This window comes from Oceanimonas baumannii (assembly GCF_002245495.1).
Lineage (GTDB): Bacteria > Pseudomonadota > Gammaproteobacteria > Enterobacterales > Aeromonadaceae > Oceanimonas > Oceanimonas baumannii.
This window is the reverse complement of sequence record NZ_NQJF01000002.1, coordinates 159,049-175,668: the sequence shown is the minus strand read 5'-3', so window position 1 is coordinate 175,668 and position 16,620 is coordinate 159,049. Positions and strand designations below refer to the sequence as shown.

Annotated in this window: 19 protein-coding genes and 1 riboswitch; of the genes, 3 read left to right on the top strand and 16 right to left on the bottom strand. The window is 58.8% G+C overall.

What is annotated here, in order from left to right:
• Positions 1-31: 31 nt before the first annotated feature.
• Genes flgH through flgB form a run of 7 tightly spaced genes read right to left on the bottom strand, consistent with a single transcriptional unit; the run spans position 32 to position 5,010 of the window.
• Entirely contained in the window at positions 32-700 is a 669-nt protein-coding gene (gene flgH / locus B6S09_RS02795) for a flagellar basal body L-ring protein FlgH (protein WP_417604454.1), read from the bottom strand.
• Positions 700-1,485, bottom strand: a complete 786-nt coding sequence (flgG, locus tag B6S09_RS02790; RefSeq protein ID WP_094276975.1) for a flagellar basal-body rod protein FlgG — start codon at positions 1,483-1,485, stop codon at positions 700-702. The genes flgH and flgG overlap by 1 nt, the downstream gene beginning before the upstream one ends.
• Before the next feature lie 46 nt (positions 1,486-1,531).
• The gene (locus B6S09_RS02785) at positions 1,532-2,263 is read right to left on the bottom strand and encodes a flagellar basal body rod protein FlgF (protein WP_094276974.1); all 732 of its coding nucleotides are present in this window, start codon (positions 2,261-2,263) and stop codon (positions 1,532-1,534) included.
• 9 nt (positions 2,264-2,272) lie between these two features.
• A complete protein-coding gene (flgE, locus tag B6S09_RS02780) occupies positions 2,273-3,538 on the bottom strand; it encodes a flagellar hook protein FlgE (protein ID WP_094276973.1) in 1,266 nt (421 codons plus the stop codon).
• A 19-nt stretch (positions 3,539-3,557) separates the two neighbouring features.
• Positions 3,558-4,220 (bottom strand): flagellar hook assembly protein FlgD, encoded by a 663-nt coding sequence (locus B6S09_RS02775; protein WP_094276972.1) that lies wholly within the window; start codon positions 4,218-4,220, stop codon positions 3,558-3,560.
• A 2-nt stretch (positions 4,221-4,222) separates the two neighbouring features.
• Positions 4,223-4,642: a flagellar basal body rod protein FlgC gene (gene flgC, locus B6S09_RS02770; RefSeq protein ID WP_094276971.1), complete on the bottom strand. Its 420-nt coding sequence runs from the start codon at positions 4,640-4,642 to the stop codon at positions 4,223-4,225.
• 2 nt (positions 4,643-4,644) lie between these two features.
• A complete protein-coding gene (gene flgB / locus B6S09_RS02765; protein WP_094276970.1) occupies positions 4,645-5,010 on the bottom strand; it encodes a flagellar basal body rod protein FlgB in 366 nt (121 codons plus the stop codon).
• A gap of 155 nt (positions 5,011-5,165) precedes the next feature.
• Between flgB and flgA the strand changes: the two genes are divergently transcribed.
• From flgA to flgN, 3 genes are read left to right on the top strand one after another with little or no spacing between them, the layout of a single operon-like run.
• The gene (gene flgA / locus B6S09_RS02760) at positions 5,166-5,840 is read left to right on the top strand and encodes a flagellar basal body P-ring formation chaperone FlgA (protein WP_243832792.1); all 675 of its coding nucleotides are present in this window, start codon (positions 5,166-5,168) and stop codon (positions 5,838-5,840) included.
• A gap of 58 nt (positions 5,841-5,898) precedes the next feature.
• Positions 5,899-6,174, top strand: a complete 276-nt coding sequence (flgM, locus tag B6S09_RS02755; RefSeq protein WP_094276969.1) for a flagellar biosynthesis anti-sigma factor FlgM — start codon at positions 5,899-5,901, stop codon at positions 6,172-6,174.
• Complete coding sequence (gene flgN, locus B6S09_RS02750) at positions 6,171-6,581, top strand: flagellar export chaperone FlgN (protein ID WP_094276968.1); 411 nt, start codon at positions 6,171-6,173, stop codon at positions 6,579-6,581. Before flgM ends, flgN begins: the two co-directional genes overlap by 4 nt.
• Here flgN and B6S09_RS02745 read toward each other — a convergent pair.
• The 9 genes from B6S09_RS02745 to flhA all read right to left on the bottom strand — a co-directional run bounded on the left by B6S09_RS02745 (position 6,553) and on the right by flhA (position 16,610).
• Complete coding sequence (locus tag B6S09_RS02745) at positions 6,553-6,966, bottom strand: hypothetical protein (RefSeq protein ID WP_094276967.1); 414 nt, start codon at positions 6,964-6,966, stop codon at positions 6,553-6,555. The two genes, flgN and B6S09_RS02745, sit on opposite strands and share 29 nt — an antisense overlap.
• Complete coding sequence (locus B6S09_RS02740; RefSeq protein ID WP_094276966.1) at positions 6,935-8,293, bottom strand: FliI/YscN family ATPase; 1,359 nt, start codon at positions 8,291-8,293, stop codon at positions 6,935-6,937. Before B6S09_RS02740 ends, B6S09_RS02745 begins: the two co-directional genes overlap by 32 nt.
• A complete protein-coding gene (locus B6S09_RS02735) occupies positions 8,280-8,990 on the bottom strand; it encodes a FliH/SctL family protein (protein WP_243832793.1) in 711 nt (236 codons plus the stop codon). The genes B6S09_RS02740 and B6S09_RS02735 overlap by 14 nt, the downstream gene beginning before the upstream one ends.
• Positions 8,990-10,015 (bottom strand): FliG C-terminal domain-containing protein, encoded by a 1,026-nt coding sequence (locus tag B6S09_RS02730; RefSeq protein WP_094276964.1) that lies wholly within the window; start codon positions 10,013-10,015, stop codon positions 8,990-8,992. Before B6S09_RS02730 ends, B6S09_RS02735 begins: the two co-directional genes overlap by 1 nt.
• On the bottom strand, positions 10,008-11,705 hold the full coding sequence (gene fliF, locus B6S09_RS02725; RefSeq protein WP_094276963.1) for a flagellar basal-body MS-ring/collar protein FliF: 1,698 nt from the start codon (positions 11,703-11,705) through the stop codon (positions 10,008-10,010). The genes B6S09_RS02730 and fliF overlap by 8 nt, the downstream gene beginning before the upstream one ends.
• 9 nt (positions 11,706-11,714) lie before the next feature.
• Positions 11,715-12,038 (bottom strand): flagellar hook-basal body complex protein FliE, encoded by a 324-nt coding sequence (gene fliE, locus B6S09_RS02720; protein ID WP_094276962.1) that lies wholly within the window; start codon positions 12,036-12,038, stop codon positions 11,715-11,717.
• Between the two features lie 2 nt (positions 12,039-12,040).
• Complete coding sequence (locus tag B6S09_RS02715) at positions 12,041-13,393, bottom strand: sigma-54-dependent transcriptional regulator (protein ID WP_243832794.1); 1,353 nt, start codon at positions 13,391-13,393, stop codon at positions 12,041-12,043.
• Positions 13,390-14,235, bottom strand: a complete 846-nt coding sequence (locus tag B6S09_RS02710; RefSeq protein ID WP_094276960.1) for a MotY family protein — start codon at positions 14,233-14,235, stop codon at positions 13,390-13,392. The genes B6S09_RS02715 and B6S09_RS02710 overlap by 4 nt, the downstream gene beginning before the upstream one ends.
• 113 nt (positions 14,236-14,348) lie before the next feature.
• A riboswitch (cyclic di-GMP riboswitch) is annotated at positions 14,349-14,435 on the bottom strand.
• Positions 14,436-14,561: 126 nt separating this feature from the next.
• Positions 14,562-16,610, bottom strand: coding sequence for a flagellar biosynthesis protein FlhA (gene flhA / locus B6S09_RS02705; RefSeq protein ID WP_424991645.1), 2,049 nt, complete (start codon positions 16,608-16,610; stop codon positions 14,562-14,564).
• Positions 16,611-16,620 lie beyond the last annotated feature (10 nt).

Below are 16,620 nucleotides of genomic sequence, written 5' to 3'. Positions count from 1 at the left end.
TGAAGCAATTGCCTGAATCTCATAACGACTCCTAAAGGGGAAACCAGCTGCTGTTAAAGAAGCGCGACAACCAGCCGGCCTGATTGGTGTCGGCCAGGGCACCGCGACCGGCATAAGTGATACGGGCATCGCCCAGGCGCTGCGATGGCACCCGGTTCTGGCTGTCGATATCATCCATGCGCACCAGCCCCTGCAGGCGTACATATTCATCCCCCTGGTTCAGTCGGATCCATTTTTCTCCTTTAACCCGGAGCACCCCGTTGGGCAGCACTTCCGACACCGTCACCGTGATCGAGCCGGACAGGGTATTCTGCTGGCTGGTGCTGGCCGATCCGCTGAAATCTCGCTCCACACCGGCCTCGGCGGTCAGGTTGGTTCTGAGTGTGCGCCCCACCAGGGGGGCCGGAATGTCGAGGCTGCTGCTTTTACCGAGGCTGGTATCGGCTTTTTTACTGGACTGAGTCCGCTCCTGCAGCAGCACCGTCAGCATATCGCCCTCACGAAAGGCTCGCCTGTCCTGAAACAGGGCAATCATGGTTCCGTTACTGAAGGCACTGCCATGCCGAGCCTGCTGCTGCACCGGCGCTGCGGGAGGCGTAGGAGCCCAGTCGTCTTCACCCGGCTCGGGCGGGATCAGTTCGTAGGTGGTGCAACCGCTCAGCATCAGCAGGGCGGCGGCCAGACAGTGGCGCAGCATCATCACAACGCCTGGCTGACAAACTTGAGCATTTGATCGGCGGCAGACACCACCTTGGCATTCATTTCATACGAACGCTGGGTGGTGATCATGTCCACCATTTCTTCCACCACATTGACATTGGAGCCTTCCAGTGTGCCTTGCTTGAGGGTACCCAGGGCATCGTCACCAGCCTGGCCTTCCATCGGCTCACCGGACGCTCCGGTCTGGCGATAGAGGTTACCGCCCATGGCTTCCAGACCGGCGGGGTTGGAAAAGTTAGCCAGTGTGATCAGGCCCAGCTCCTGAGGCTCTACCTGTCCCGCCAGGGTGGCACTGACAATACCGTTGGTGCCCACGGTCACCTTGACGGTATTTTCCGGAATCTCTATCTGCGGCACCAGCGGTAAACCTTCGGCATTGACCATCATACCTTCGGCGTTGCGGTGAAACTGGCCGTTGCGGGTATATACCAGTTCGCCATTCGGGCGCTCAATCTGGAAAAAACCCTGGCCAACAATGGCCATGTCCAGCTCCTGACCGGTATTCTGAAAACTGCCGGAGGTAAATACCTTCTGGGTGCCGACCACCTTGACGCCGTTACCCATCTGAATGCCGGTAGGGATCTGGTTTTGCTGATCCGCCGCAGCCCCGGGCTGACGCTGAACCTGATAAAACAGATCCTCAAAAGCCACCCGATCCCGTTTAAAACCGACGGTATTGACGTTGGCCAGGTTATTGGAAATCGCGGTCATACGCGCATCCTGAGCGCTCAGACCGGTTTTGCTTACCCACAGGGCTGCATGCATGATTGTTTATCCTGTTAACTATATTGAATAAATGACATCAAGGGGATCAGCTGCCCCGGATCAGCCTGGCACCGGCCCGGGCCTGATCGTCGGCGGTTTTCATGGCCCGCACCTGCAGTTCAAACTGCCGGCCCAGGGCCATGGTCTGTACCATCTCTTCCACCACATTGACGTTGGCCCCTTCCAGATGGCCCTGCTTGATCACCACTTCTTCGTCCATTGCCAGGGCACCGGGCTGCTCCGGATAGAACAGGCCATCCAGACCCTTTTTCAGCAGCCCTTCATCCGGCCGCACCAGCTTGATACGACCGCCTTCAATCTGGGCTCCACCTCCGGGCGGCGTCACACTGACAGTGCCGTCACGACCAATCTCAAGCCGGCTGAATTCAGGCAACACCAGCGGGCCGTCTTCCCCCACCACCGGACGGCCATTGATGGTCAGCTCTCCTGCCGGGCTGATCAGCATATTGCCGGCCCGGGTATAGCCTTCGTCATTTCCCTCACTCTGCACCGCAATAAAGCCCTCGCCCTGAATGGCGATATCAAGATCGCGGCCGGTGGCCTGCAGAGGACCCGCCGCCATGTTGGTGCCGGCGGGCAAGCTCTGGGCCAGGGCCCGAGTGTGCAGACCATCACCTTCCAGAAAGCGGGCCGATGCCTGCTCATAATCGGCACGAAACCCCTGCGTGTTGGCATTGGCAAGATTGTTGGCACGAATGCCCTGCGCCATCATGGCGTGCTGGGCACCGGACATGGCGGTATATAACAAACGATCCATTCAGCCACCTCAGAAGGAGTTAAACAGCACCTGTGTCATCTTGTCAGCTGCGCTGATACTCTTGGAGTTAGCCTGATAATTACGCTGAGCGGTCATCAGGTTAACCAGTTCACCGGTCAGCTCGACATTGGATCCTTCATAAGCGCCGGCAGTCAGGCTGCCCAGAGTACCGGTGCCCGGCTCCCCCAGGGTCGGAGCCCCCGAGGCAAAGCTCTGATGCCAGCTGGTGTTGTCTCCCTGACGCAGGCCATTGGGATTGGCAAACGCTGCCATCACCACCTTCCCCTTGATCTGCTCCTGCCCGTTGGTGAATACCGCATACATATCGCCGTTGGACTCAAAACGAATGCCGGCCAGCTCACCGGCGGTGTAACCGTCGGGCTGATTACGGGAAACGCTAAATTCGCTGGCATACTGGGTCATGTCAGCAGGAGTGAGGGTAATCTTGACCGGCTCAGCTCCTTCCGGACTGAAGGCCAGCTCAATCTTGCTGAGTTTGGCGTTGTCGGCATCCACCACAGCATTGGTGCCGGTCACCCCGGTAAACTTGCCATCGCTGCCAAAGGCCAACGTTGCGCCGGGCAGTGATTTCGGAGCTTCCGGAGGCGGAGGTGAAGCCGGGTCCTTGTTCAGGGGCTCACCATTGATATAAAAGTGCTGCTGCCACTCGTTAGAACCGGTTTTAACAAAGTACTGGGTCAGTACATGGCGGGAACCGAGTGAGTCGAACACTTCACTGGACTGAGAAAAGTTGTAACTGGTGGCATCATCCGGAGCAAAATTGGCTTCCGGAATTTCCGCATCGGCCTTGAGATTGGCGGTAAACTCAACCCGGGTACTGGCTTCGGCCGGCAAAGCGCCGCCATCTACCCGCAGATCCTCAATCACCCCCTGTTGCAGCTGGCCTGCCTCATCGATCGCATACCCCTGCAGACGCATGCCATTGCCACCTACAATGTAATTATTGGCATCCCGGTTAAAGGTGCCGGCACGGGTAAAAGCCGTCTGGCCGTTCAGGCTGGTCATAAAAAAACCGTTGCCGGAAATGGCCAGATCCAGCGCCCGGCCGGTGTTCACCACATCGCCGTCGCGCTCAAAGTTCTGCGTGACATTGCTGACTTGCACTCCGCTTGGCTGTCCGCCCCCATAAATGGCAGCGAACTCCGCCCGGGCACTTTTAAAGCCGGCAGTAGAGACGTTGGCAATATTGTGGCTGATCACCCCCAGCGACTCGCTGGTGGCCCGCAGACCATTCAGACCAATACTCATGGACATAACTGATTTCCTTAAGCGGTTAAGACTGACCGAACTCGGTCACCTGAAACAATGACATCTGGCCGATCCCGGCCAGTTCCAGCATGATGTCGCCGCCACCGGCAGGCAGGCTGACTTTTTCCACGGTCCGCGCCATATAGGGCGACAACGTCAGGGTCTCCCCCTTCCGGCTGGCGGAGACTCTGAACTCATAATCTCCAGCAGGCAGTTCAGCGAGAGAAAATGCCAGCTCTCCCTCAGGGGAATGCCATTCCTGCTGATGTACCTGCTGGCCGCTCTGGTCATACACCTCAAGCGTCAGAGCGTCGGTACCCGCCGGCACCGGTATGGTGCCATTCAGGCTTTCAGGCGCTGCCAGGCTGATGGACTGCACCGGCACCGTGACGCTTTTTCCCATCAGTGAAGTACTGCCCAGCACCTGCAGGGTGTCGAGCAAGGTTGCTTGCTGCTGGCCCTGGATTTTCATCTGTTCAATCCCTTCCACCATGCTGAACTGGGCCAGTTGCGTCACATACTGCGTGCCGTCAAGCGGGTTGAGAGGATCCTGGTTGTTGATCTGCGCCACCATCATTTGCAGAAACTCACTGCGCAGACCGCTGATACCGCCATCTGCCGCCGGTGCAATAGCACTTTCCGGGCTGCTGATGGCATTGTCCAGGCCGTTGATACTTGCCAATGCCATGATTAACGCTGCCCCAGGTTAAGCAGGCCCTGCTGCATGCTGTTGACCCGGCCAATCACTTCCACTGCCGACTCAAAACTACGGGAAGCAGACATCATGTCCGCCATCTCTTCCATGACATTCACCCCGGCGTAATACACATTGCCGTCGTCATTGGCCAGGGGATGATCCGGCTGATAACGCTGCTCTGGCTGACGGTCCGAAGGCAGTACCCCGGCAATGTTCACACCGGCACCAGCCAGTTCACCGGCCTGAGTCTGCTGATAGACAGTGGCAAATACCGGCTTAATCGCGCGGTAGGCTTCTTCTTCACTGGCCGCCACCGAGCCGGCATTGGCCAGGTTGGACGCGACCGTGTTCATCCGGCTGGTCTGTGCCTGCAAGGCACTGCCGGCGATGTCATATACCCGTTGAAACGACATGATTAACGTCCTTCTATGGCCTGCTGCAGACCACGTAGCTTGATGTTCAGAAAAGTCAGGCTGGTCTGAAAGTCCATGGCATTTTCGGCAAAGGCGGTTTGCTCTACCGACAACTCCACGGTGTTACCGTCTTTTGAAGGCTGATAGGGCACGCGATACAGACTTTCTGCCGCCATTCCCGGCTTGCTTATTCCCTGGCGCAACGCGCTTTCGGTCTGTTGCAATACTGCCTTGTAGTCGATATCCCGAGCCCGGTAACCGGGCGTGTCCACATTGGCCAGATTGCCGGCCAGCAATTGTGTTCTGTCCATCCGGAGCGATAATGCATGAGGATGAATGCCCAGAGCCTTGTCGAATCCCAGCGCCATTTGTTGTACCTTTCACCTCACCCGTATTGATTTCAGTATTTCCTTACAAAATTCATGCCAAAAAATAAAATAAATTTAATTCAATGAGTTACAAGAAAATCTCAGCCGATGACGGCGCGACTCGGGAAAGGCGTTTTCCCCCCGGAAAAAGCGTCTTGCTGCTGTTGCTTGCCATGACGTTTTCCGTCCGGGCCGATCTGGCCGGGGAGTTATCCCGGGCAGCAGAACAACGGCTGGCGCACTATGCCAATGAACATGACTGGTTGCCTTATCAGGCCGGGTTCAGCCCCTGGCTGCCCGCCGGGGCATCCCGCCTGCCCGAGTGCGCCCAGCCAGTGCGGTTTGAACCGGCACAGGCCGGCGACGCTCCCTGGGGACGGGTACCCTGGCTGATTCACTGCCCGGACGACCCCGGCTGGACCACCCGTGCCCGGGTAGAGGTCAGTGTGCACCTGCCGGTCTGGGTGGCCCGTGAGCGGCTGCGGCGGGAGCAGGAGCTGAGTGCGTCCGTGCTGCAGCTTAAAAGCCTGAGTCTGGAGCGGCTGCACCGGGGCTTTATTGCCGGTCGTCAGCCACCAAAGCAGCGCTTGTTGCGGGACCTTCCCGCCGGAGAGCCGCTTTATCCGGCGCTGCTGGCACCGCGCTGGCTGGTAAAAAAAAATGAACAGGTGGTGATTGAGGCACAAGGGAATGGTTTTACCGTCACCACCCAGGGGCTGGCTCTGACAAATGGCAGCGAGGGTGAGTTAATCAGGGTACGTAATATCGACTCTGAAAAGATCATTCAGGCCCGGGTCGTGGCCGGAAACCGGGTACAAAGTTTACGCTAAAGTTTTTGTTGTGCCGGGACGTTAATTAAAGACAGCCGAATAAACCATGGATCACCATATGAAAGTCAGCCCTCATCGCATCACGTCGCTGAGCCAGGTATCACAACGAGATATGCCTGCCAGCAACACCGGAAAAACTCAGGCAGCTCCCAAGGAGCAAACAGCCTTCAGCCCCGAGCTGGGTATGCTGCAACAGGCCAGGGACAAGCTGGACGCCATGCCCGATGTGGATCTGGAAAAAGTCGCCAGACTGCGTCAGGCCATCGCCAATAATGAGCTGCCGCTGGATCTCGACGCCTTGTCTCAGGCCGTGCTTGAGCTGCACCGCCGATGAGCAAGGTCATACTGCAAACGCTCTGGCAGGCACTACAGCAGGAACATCAGGGGTATGCACATCTGCATCGTCTGCTGCAACATCAGGCCCGTCTGCTGACCGGCCAGGATCATCAGGGTCTGCTCAGCCATAACCCCAAACAAATGGCACTCACCCGGCAACTCGCAGAGCTGGCAGCCACGCGGGAGCAGCTGCAGGCCAGCCTGGGAGCGGCCAGCCTTGAGCAACTCTGTCAGCAGCTGCCTGCGGCGCTGTCAGCCCGGATCGACGGACGCTGGCAGGAGCTGCAGCAACAGGCCCGCCTGTGCCAGGCGCTGAATGACAGCAATGGCCGTTTGCTGGCCAGTCAGAAAGAATGGCTTGAGCATCATTTAGGCGTCAGCGAAACGGTTTATCAGCCGGCCTGACACACCACTCCAGCTGGTTTTCCCACTCGCGCCGCTGTTGTTCACGACGTATCTGCTGTACCCGGCGCTGTTCCAGCAATTCCAGCCCCTTAAGCTTGCCCGCCTGCTGCCGGCTGAGCCGTTGCAGACGCTCACTGTCCTGCCAGGCCGCTTCCAGCTGACGTGAATGCCCTTCGATAACGCTGTTCAGCTGCTGACGAAGGTGCCCCTGATTCAGCAGGCCAATGGCACCGGTGCCCGCCGGCACCTGGCTCAGTCCCGCTCTGGCCTGCTCCAGTGAGCATTGCTGCTGCTGCAGCTGCCCGGCCCGTTCATTCAGCCGGTCACGCTGGCGGATAAGACTGTCCAGCTGTTCACGCTGCTGGTTGATCAGGTGCTTGCGCATACATTCCTCCGCTTAACAGGGCCAGTTGTTCCAGCGCCTGTGTCAGACTCACCGGTTCATGCTCATGCTGCTGCAGGAACGCCGCCAGTGCAGGATAGTTGGCAATGGCCTCATCGGTTTCATGGCTTTTACCGCTTTGAATTCCTCCCAGAGGCAATAGCTCACGCACCTGCTGATACAGGCCAAACCAGCGTTTGCACTGCACCGCCTGCAGCAGGTGTTCAGGACCAGCAACCTTGCTCATCACCCGGCTGATGGAGGCACCGATATCAATGGCCGGGTAATGACCCTGCTCGGCCAGTTGCCGGCTCAGCACCACGTGGCCATCGAGAATGGCACGGGCTGCATCAGCCACCGGATCCTGCTGATCGTCCCCCTCTGCCAGCACGGTATAAAATGCGGTGAGACTGCCAGTGGCCTGTTCACCGTTACCGGCCCGCTCCACCAGCTCGGTAAGTGAGCTGAATGCCGAGGGCGGATAGCCCCGTGCCACCGGCGGCTCTCCTACCGCCAGACCAATTTCACGCTGGGCCTGCACATAACGGGTCAGTGAATCCATCAGCAACAGCACGTCTTTGCCCTGATCACGAAAATATTCAGCCACCCGGTGACAGCTTTCTGCTGCCCGTACCCGCATTAACGGACTCTGATCGGCCGGGGCTGCAATCACCAGGGTTTTGGCCCGCCCCTGCTCGCCCAAACAATCGTCAATAAATTCCCTGACCTCCCGGCCCCGCTCACCAATCAGTCCGACCACCACCACATCGGCCTGGGTGTAACGGGCCATCATGCCCAACAGCACACTCTTGCCTACTCCGGGGCCGGCAAACAGCCCCAGCCGTTGCCCCTTACCCGGGGTGAGCAGGCCATTGATGGCACGCACGCCCACATCCAGCGGCTCGCTGACCCGGCGACGTAACAGCGGGTTGGGCACCCGCTGTTGCCAGGACACGGGCTGCCCCTTTATCGGCGGCAGCCCGTCCAGTGGCCGCATCAGCCCATCCACAATGCGCCCCAGCAACAAGGGGGAGATCGAGAAGCTGGACTCGCTGGTACAGGGTCGGACTCTGGCCCCGGTATAAAGCCCGGAAGGAGCTCTCAATGGCAGTAATAACGCCTGCTCCCGGTCCAGCGCCACCACCTCGGCTTCCAGCTCACCACCGCCTTCGGTATCAATGCAGCAGCGCTGCCCCATCACCAGCCGGCAGCCGGACACCTCCAGCAGATTACCGGTGACTTTTAATAACCGGCCATAAACCTGGCCAATATCCAGATCTTCACTGAGTGCGGCCCGGGCCAGCTGCAGCCGCTGCTCAAGCAGGCTCATCGGCGGCATCCAGACTATGTACCACCCGCGCCATGCCTTTTTGCAGACGCTCTTCGGTCAGGGCTTCCAGCGTCAGAGTTTCGGTTTCGATGCGACAATCTCCCGGCGCCAATGCCGCATCCTCATGCAGCGCCCAGCCCTGACACTCGGTGATGCCAATTTCTTTCAGCCGGGCACGATCATCCGGATTCACAAATAACTGCAGTTCCTGCGTGCGGGCATCAATCCCCGCCAGGGCCTCTTCCACAATGGCCAGCACCTGCCCCGGGTTCAGGGTCAGCTCGGCACGGATCACCCGCCGGGCGACCTGCTCCACCAGCTCACAGAGCTGTTCCCGCTGCCGGTGCAGCGCCGACAGCGACAACTGCTGCCATTGCTGATCGGCACTGCTTTGCCACTGCCGCAGTTCGTCGGCCAGGCTTTGCTGTAACTCGCGCAGCTGCACCAGGCTTTGTTCTCGCCCTTGCTCAATGCCCTGCTCCATACCGAGTTTCAGGCCTTCACTCCGGCCCTGTTCCAGCCCGGCAGCCTGGCCCTGCTCCAGGCCGTCCCGGTAACCCTGTTCAAGGCTCTGACGATATTCGGCCTGTTCTTCTTCCGGAGTCACTTCCGGCTGCTGCGGCTCTCCGTAAAGGGACGGAAACCGATAACGGCGATAAGCAACCGGCATACGCCCGTCATTTAAGTGTCGTTTCACTAGCTCACCACCTGCTCTTCATACAGCTGGAATTCCAACTCACCCTGCTCTGCCAGTTCACGCACCAGATCCATGACCTCCTGCCGGGCGTTTTCTACCCGGCTGACCGCCACCGCACCCTGACGCAACATATCCTGCTCCATCTGCTGGGCCATGCGCCGGGGCATGGCTTCCAACATGACCCTGCGCACCTGACTGTCGGCACCTTTCAGCGCCAGCCCCAGCACTTCCACAGGCAGATCCTGCACAATACGCTGCAGGGTTTCCTGGGTTTGCCGGGCCAGACTGGTAAAGTCATACATATTGCGCTCAATATCGCCGCCTTTTTCCGCATTGTGCTGCTTGATAGATTCCATCAGCTGGCCGCGGTTACCCTGATAGCGGTTAACGATATCCGCCACCTGACGCACCCCGTCGACACGGGCACCTGCATTGTGCGCAACGAACTCCATACACCGGGCAAGGGCCGCTTTAAGCTCTGCCACGACAAATTCGCTGACTTCATTAAGATTGGCCACCCGCAGCAGCAAGCCGTCGTGACTCTCTTCCGGCAACAGCGACAATACGGCGGCAGCAGAGTCAGCAGGTAAGAATGCCAGAATAACCGCCTGCATCTGAGGGTGCTCCTGCTGCAGAAAACGCGCCAGCAATTCAGGCTGAACCCACTGCAGGCGCTGGATTTCATGGCGGACCACATCCCCGTACATGGAGTCCAGCAGCCCACGGGCCAGCTTTTCACCCAGCGCCAGATCCAGCGTGCGTTCAAGATATTCCCGCGAGGCGGAATTGATGCCGCTCTGCTGACGATAAAGATCAAAAAACTCCTGCAACGTGCCCCTGGCAGATTCGGCCGAGACTCCCGACAATCTGGCCATGGCGGTGGTCACCTTGTTGACTTCCTCCCGGTCCAGGCGCTGTAACACCCGGGCGGCGGCACTTTCCCCCATGCTCAGCAACAGCACGGCAGCCTTTTCGGTTTCTATCAGCTTCAGGCCTGCAGCCTGTTCAGTCAGTTGCTCAGTCATGATCTTTTATCCAGTGCTTGATAACTTCCGCCACTCTGTCGGTTTCCCGCTCCGCCAGCAGTTGCAGATGGGTCACCTGAACTTTCAGCTCACTGCCCGGCGGCGGCAGCTGCCACTCGAGCTCATCGGCTTCCCAGGGCAAGGTGGTATGCGGGCCGGCACGTTCCCCCTCCTCTGTCCTGCCCAGCCGGGCCAGGGCTGCCTCGTCTTCGGTGGCTGCGGGCAAGGCTGCCTGCAGTTCACGCATGGCGGCCGCTTGCTGATTGGTTCCCAGATGACGTACCAGCGGGCGAACCCCCAGCAGCAGCACCGCCAGTACCATAAAGGCACCCAGCAGATAGCGGGCATAGGTCTGGGTTTCCGGCTGCTGCCACCAGGCCAGCGGCTCCGGAAATTCCGCCAGCACCGTTGCGGGGGCAAAATCAAAGCTGGACAGGGCAAAACTGTCTCCCCGGGACGGGCTGAAGCCAACCGCGCCCTGCACCATTTGCCCTAACTGGGTCAGTTGCTGCGGATCCCAGCCACCTTCCGGTGCGGCGCTGTTATTCAGCAGCACTGACACGCTCAGCTGATTAATACGCCCGCTCTGGTAACGGGTGTGCACCACCGAACGACCACTCTCGAACTGACGCTGATATTCCCGCTGTTCATGCTGGCTTTGGTTATCCTTGGGCTCGGTGTTTTCACCATCGGCGTCGGTTTGCGGCGGCGTGTTGGACAAGGCCCCCGGAATACCCAGCTCCAGACGATTCTGAGTCAGATTCTCACTGCTGGTTTCACGCAGTAATACCGGGGTTTGATCCAGGCTTTCACGGGTTTCTTCCACTGCGTTAAAATCAAGGCTGGCCGTTACCTGCACCCGGAAGTTACTGGCCCCCAGTACCGGATAGAGCATATCCCGGGCGCGCTGGGCCAGCTGCTGTTCCAGCTGACGGGTATATTCCATCTGACGCAGACTCAGGCCCCGGCTCTGACCATTCACTGCCAACTCGTCACTCAGCACCTGACCACGCTGGTCAATCACGGAAACATTTTTACGGGTCATTCCCGGCACACTGCCAGACACCAGGTTCACAATCCCTTCTACCTGAGCCGGATCCGGCTCCTGTCCCGGCACTACATCCAGCATCACCGATGCGGTAGGGGTTTGCTCGGCACGGCCGATAAACAGCGTGCGCTCAGGCATGGCCAGATGCACCCTGGCCTGACGTACCCAATCCAGCGCCATGATGGTACGTGACAGCTCCCCTTCCAGTGCATGGCGGTAACGGCGGGTTTCCATAAACTGGCTGGTACCAAAGCCGGAGCCCTGAGCCAGCTCATCCATACCGGCAGGCAGCACCGCCCTGACGCCCTGGGATGCCAGGCGCATGCGTACCGGGCCCAGTTGCGTTTCCTCTACCAGAATCTGGCCGCTGTTAGGATCCAGACGGAAGGGAATTTGCTCCTGCTCCAGCACCTCGACAATGCGGGACTGATCATACAACTCCTGTTTGCCATACAAAGGCACGAAACTGCGTCCGGCCTGCCACAAAAACATCACTACGGCGGCGGCAATAATAACCGCCAGACTGCCCAGCAGCATGACCTGGCGATGATGAGCCGACATCCCCAGCCAGTACTCCCTTACCTTGCCAAAGCCGGCTTTCAGCGGCTGACCGGCGCTCATCAGTGCGCTTGCTTGTGCCATAACAACTCCTTACAGCGGCATGCGCATGATGTCGTCAAATGCCGTCATCATTTTATTGCGCACCTGCACCAGGGTGGAAAAGCTCAGACCTGCCTTCTGGCTGGCCAGCATGGCACCGGCCAGATCATCACTGGCGCCGGTTTCCACTGCTGTCATCAGCTGTGAAGCCTGCATCTGTTCATGATTGATGGCCCGCATCGTGGTTTTCATCAGCATGCCAAAATCCCCCTGCTCCGCGGCCGGGGTAATAGCAACACCGCTCTGCGCCTGGTGTTGCAGCTGGCCAAGACGTACCAGCATGGCCTGCTGCGTGCTTTCCGGTGAAATATTCATGTTCAGGCTCCTATGACACGGTCAATATCAATGCCCTGCTCACGCATGGCAGCCAATTTGTAACGCAGCGCCCGGGTCGTCAGTCCCAGGGCTTCCGCCGTGCGGGAGCGATGGCCGCTGTATTTGCGCAAAATCTGTAATACATAGTCGAATTCAGCGCGCTGGCGGCTAGCCTGCAAACCATCAGGCGCGGTTTCCGGTTGCGGCTGACCGACAGATAAAAGAGGGTTGGCTACCCGCCCCTGACCGGCCCTGGGCAGCATCAGATCCACCACATCGATAATGGCGCTGCGGGCCAGGATCAATGCCCGCTGAATCACATTTTCAAGCTCGCGGATATTGCCGGGCCAGTCATGGCAGAGCAACGCCCGCTCAGCTTCCGGACTCACGCCGAATGATTCACCCTGACCGTATTTCTGTAAAAAATGACGGACCAGCGGCATGATGTCTTCCGCCCGCTCACGCAGTGGCGGCCAGCCAAGCGGCAGTACATCCAGACGGTAGAATAAGTCTTCACGGAACTCGCCGGCGCTTACTGCTTCCCGCAGATCCTTGTTACAGGCTGCAACAATACGCACATTAAGCTGTACTTTCTGATGACTGCCCAGGCGCTCTACTTCCTTTTCCTGCAACACGCGCAGCAGTTTTGTCTGCAGTGCCAGGGGCATTTCTGAAATTTCATCCAGCAGCAGGGTGCCGCCGTTGGCCAGCTCAAACTTGCCTGCCTGGGCCTGGACAGCGCCGGTATAAGCTCCCTTGCTGTAACCGAACAGTACGGCTTCCAGCATGCTTTCGGGAATCGCAGCACAATTCACCGCTACAAAGGGGCCATCGCTGCGATCGGAAACCTGATGAATATAACGAGCCAGACACTCTTTGCCGGTACCGGACTCCCCCCCAATAAGCACCGCTGCCGGAGTTTGCGCCGCCCGGTAGGCCAGCTGCAGCACCTGCAGACCCGCGCGGGAGCGCACCACCATGTCGCCGGTGCTGTGGCGTAATGCCAGGCTCTGCCCCAGCACCCGCAACAGCTGGCTGGGCTGAAACGGCTTAAGCACATAATCACTGGCACCGGCTTGCAACGCCTCGCTGGCCAGCGCACTTTCACCATGCGCGACCATGGCCAGAATCACAGCCTGAGGAAAACGACTGATCAGCGTCTGAATATGGCCGGTGAAACCGCTGCCAATATCACTGTCGATCAGGATAACGCCCGGTTTTTGCTCGCTGCGAGCGGCGATGCTCACCCGCTCAGGCCGATATCCTTCATTTACCAGCGCCTCGCAACAGAGATCCGGCACGCCACTATCTGAGATTATCCAGAGCAAAGAAGAAGAGTGACAACTTGGTTTCATGATGCTTGTTCTGCCTTGATAATAGAAATAACAACGCGCCGGTTTTGATAACGTCCGGCAGGGGTGGTGTTATCCGTCACTGGATGGGCCTCGCCAAAGGCACGAATCGACATTGGCAAGGTTGGATGATAATGACGCAATAAATCTGCGATTTGCTCAGCCCGCTGCCGGGAGAGCTTAAGATTCAGCGCGTCACTGCCGCTGTTGTCGGTATAAGACTCCAGCAGTAAGGAGGCCGGCTGCATCTTCCTTATATGTGCGGCAAACGCCGCCAGCTGCTGACGCTGGCCATCGGAAAGTACCCGCGCACCACCTTGAAAATGCAGGGTCAAGCGTTCGCCGTTAAAGGTGGGCTCTGCGCTGCCCAGCCCCAGACATCGCCGGAACTCGCTATATGCCTGCTGAAAATAAATACTCGGCATCACCATACGGTGGGGATTACCCGACTCAGAGGTCGCCAGCCAGCGACCATTGGCCAGGGCATTAAGTGCCTCCGGCATTTGCTGATTGAAGTGCAATTGCTGACGCTGCCAGTGGCTTTGCGTCAGTGGCTGTTCAGGTATCTGTTGCCAGGGAGCCGGAACAACGGCCAGAGTCGCCAGCCCCCCCTGTATGCCCCGGGCCTGCCAGTCAATAGTCAGCACCGGGTGGTCTTTACCGCTGGCACTGAAACGGGCCATCGCCACCTGTCCGATACGGTGCTCCAGCACACAACGGGAGGCCTTGCGCTCAGCATGCCAGGCAGCCTTGTCCAGCTCGGTCACGTAATCGGCCGATGCTCCGGAGCTGCCCAGCATGACCCCAAGGCAGGCCATGCCTTTCAGTCTTGCAAGGTTGTTCATGTTGCTTCTTGTCATTTTCTGCCGGCATCAGAATACCGGCCCGGCACAAGGCCAGGATGTGAAGTAACGCTGAGAAAGGTTTACAGGTGGCGAAACGCCGGAAGGTAACCTGCCTTGGCAGCCCCGCTATCGTAGGAAAATATTCCCTTAGACCGGAGGCTTTGCGTCCTGCACTTTCATGCAGTTTGCCCTTGTCATCAGCAATAAAAATTCAGTGCGTCAACATTTGACTAAATAAAGCTACCGGTTTCAACCCCAAGACACCGTTTTTACTGTGGGTATTGCTGAAGTGAACAGGAAACATACGCAGCCTGTTCACTCCTCATTCAGCCCAGTGTCCCCACCACATCAATCTGAATGTGCTCGGGCACTTCGTTGTAGGATAGTACTTTAAGCCCTTTGGCGAAGACCGCCCCGTATCGGGCCAAAAGAGGTCTCAATTGAGGCATTACCAGCAACACCGCAGGCACGCCCTGCTCCTGCAGGGTTTCGGTCACTGCCGGCATTTTTTGCTGCAACTGAGACAACAGGTTAGGCTCGACCGGGAAGCTGTCGATGCTGGCCTTGGCATTTTGCTGCTGGGCCTGCCCCAAGGCACCGAGCAGGGTCTGCTCCAGGGTGTCGGCCAGGGTGAATGCGCTTAATACGCTCCGCTCTCCCATAATCTGACGCACAATCACCCGCTTCAGAGCACAACGCACGTCCGCCGCCAGCAACACCGGATCCTTGGTGACCTCCGCCCCTTCCACCAGCGCTGTTGCAATGGTGACCACGTCCGCCAGGCTGACCTGCTCTTTCAGCAGATAACGGAACACCCGCAGCTGCAGCACCGGCGGTACCGCTTCCCCCAGCAGACCTGCCAGCTTCGGTGCCTGCTGTTGCAGCCGCTCCAGCCAGTGACTGACATCATCAAGCACCAGCAGCTCCGGCAGATGTTCGCGCATCAGCTTACTGACGTGAGTGGCCACCACACTGGCCGAGTCCACCACCGCATAACCGTAGTTCAGTGCTCTGGCCTTGTTACCGGGTTCAATCCACACCGCCGGCATGCCATAGGCTGGCTCCTGAGTCAGCTCGCCATCGACTTCGCCATACGTTTCCCCTTTGTTGATGGCCAGCATGCGTTCACCATCGGCCTTACCACTGGCCATCACCACCCCGGCCAGTTTGATACGGTACTCCTGAGGCGACAGTTGCAGGTTGTCACGCACCCGTATCTCCGGTAACAAAAATCCGGCCTGCTCCGACAGACTCTTGCGTACCCCCCGGATCCGCCCCAGCAAGGGAGCGCCCTGCTCTTCATGCACCAGACTCACCAGCCGGTAACCCAGCTCCAGCGTCAGCAGATCCACCTGAGGCAGGTCCTGCCAGCCAAACGAGACATGACTGTCCTGCTCCCGGGCCAGCAAAGACTCGGCCTGCACCAGAGAGTCACTCTTGCTGTCCTCCGCCTGTTGCAAGCGACGGGCCACATAACCGAGCACGGCGGCAAACAGTAAAAACACCAGAGTCGGCATGCCGGGCACCAGCCCCAGGATCAGCATGACCGCAGCCCCGGTCCATACCACGCGGGGAGACGCCAGCAGTTGCTGCCCTACCTGGGTCGACATGTCGCTGTCGTCATTGACCCGGGTCACGATAATGGCGGCGGCAGTGGCCAGCAGCAATGAAGGGATCTGGGCCACCAGGCCGTCACCGATGGTAAGCAGGGCAAAACGCTGGAACGCTTCGGCAGCACTCAGTTCATACTGGAACATGCCGATCATGAAGCCGCCCAGCAGGTTGATAAACAGGATCAACAGGCCGGCAATGGCGTCGCCACGTACAAATTTGGACGCCCCATCCATGGAGCCGTAGAAATCGGCTTCCCGGGCCACCTCCTGGCGGCGGTTACGGGCCTGCTCCTGATCGATGGCACCGGCATTAAGATCAGCGTCAATAGCCATCTGCTTGCCCGGCAAGGCATCCAGGGTAAAGCGGGCGGCCACTTCCGAGATCCGCTCGCCGCCCTTGGTGATCACCACGAAGTTGATGATCATCAGAATAACGAACACCACCATGCCCACCACATAGTTGCCGCCGATCACCACTTCGCCAAAGGCTTCGATCACCTTACCGGCGGCCCCCGCCCCTTCATGGCCGCTGAGCAGGACCACCCGGGTCGAGGCCACATTCAAAGTCAGCCGCATCAAAGTGGCCACCAGCAGTACGGTGGGGAATACCGAGAAGTCCAGCGGACGGCGCGCCGATACCGCCACCAGCAGCACCAGAATGGCCAGCACAATATTGAAGGTAAAGAGCGCGTCCAGCAGCCAGGGCGGTAACGGCAATATCACCATGGCCAGCACCGCAATCAGCAACAAGGGGACGGCCATATAAGGACGA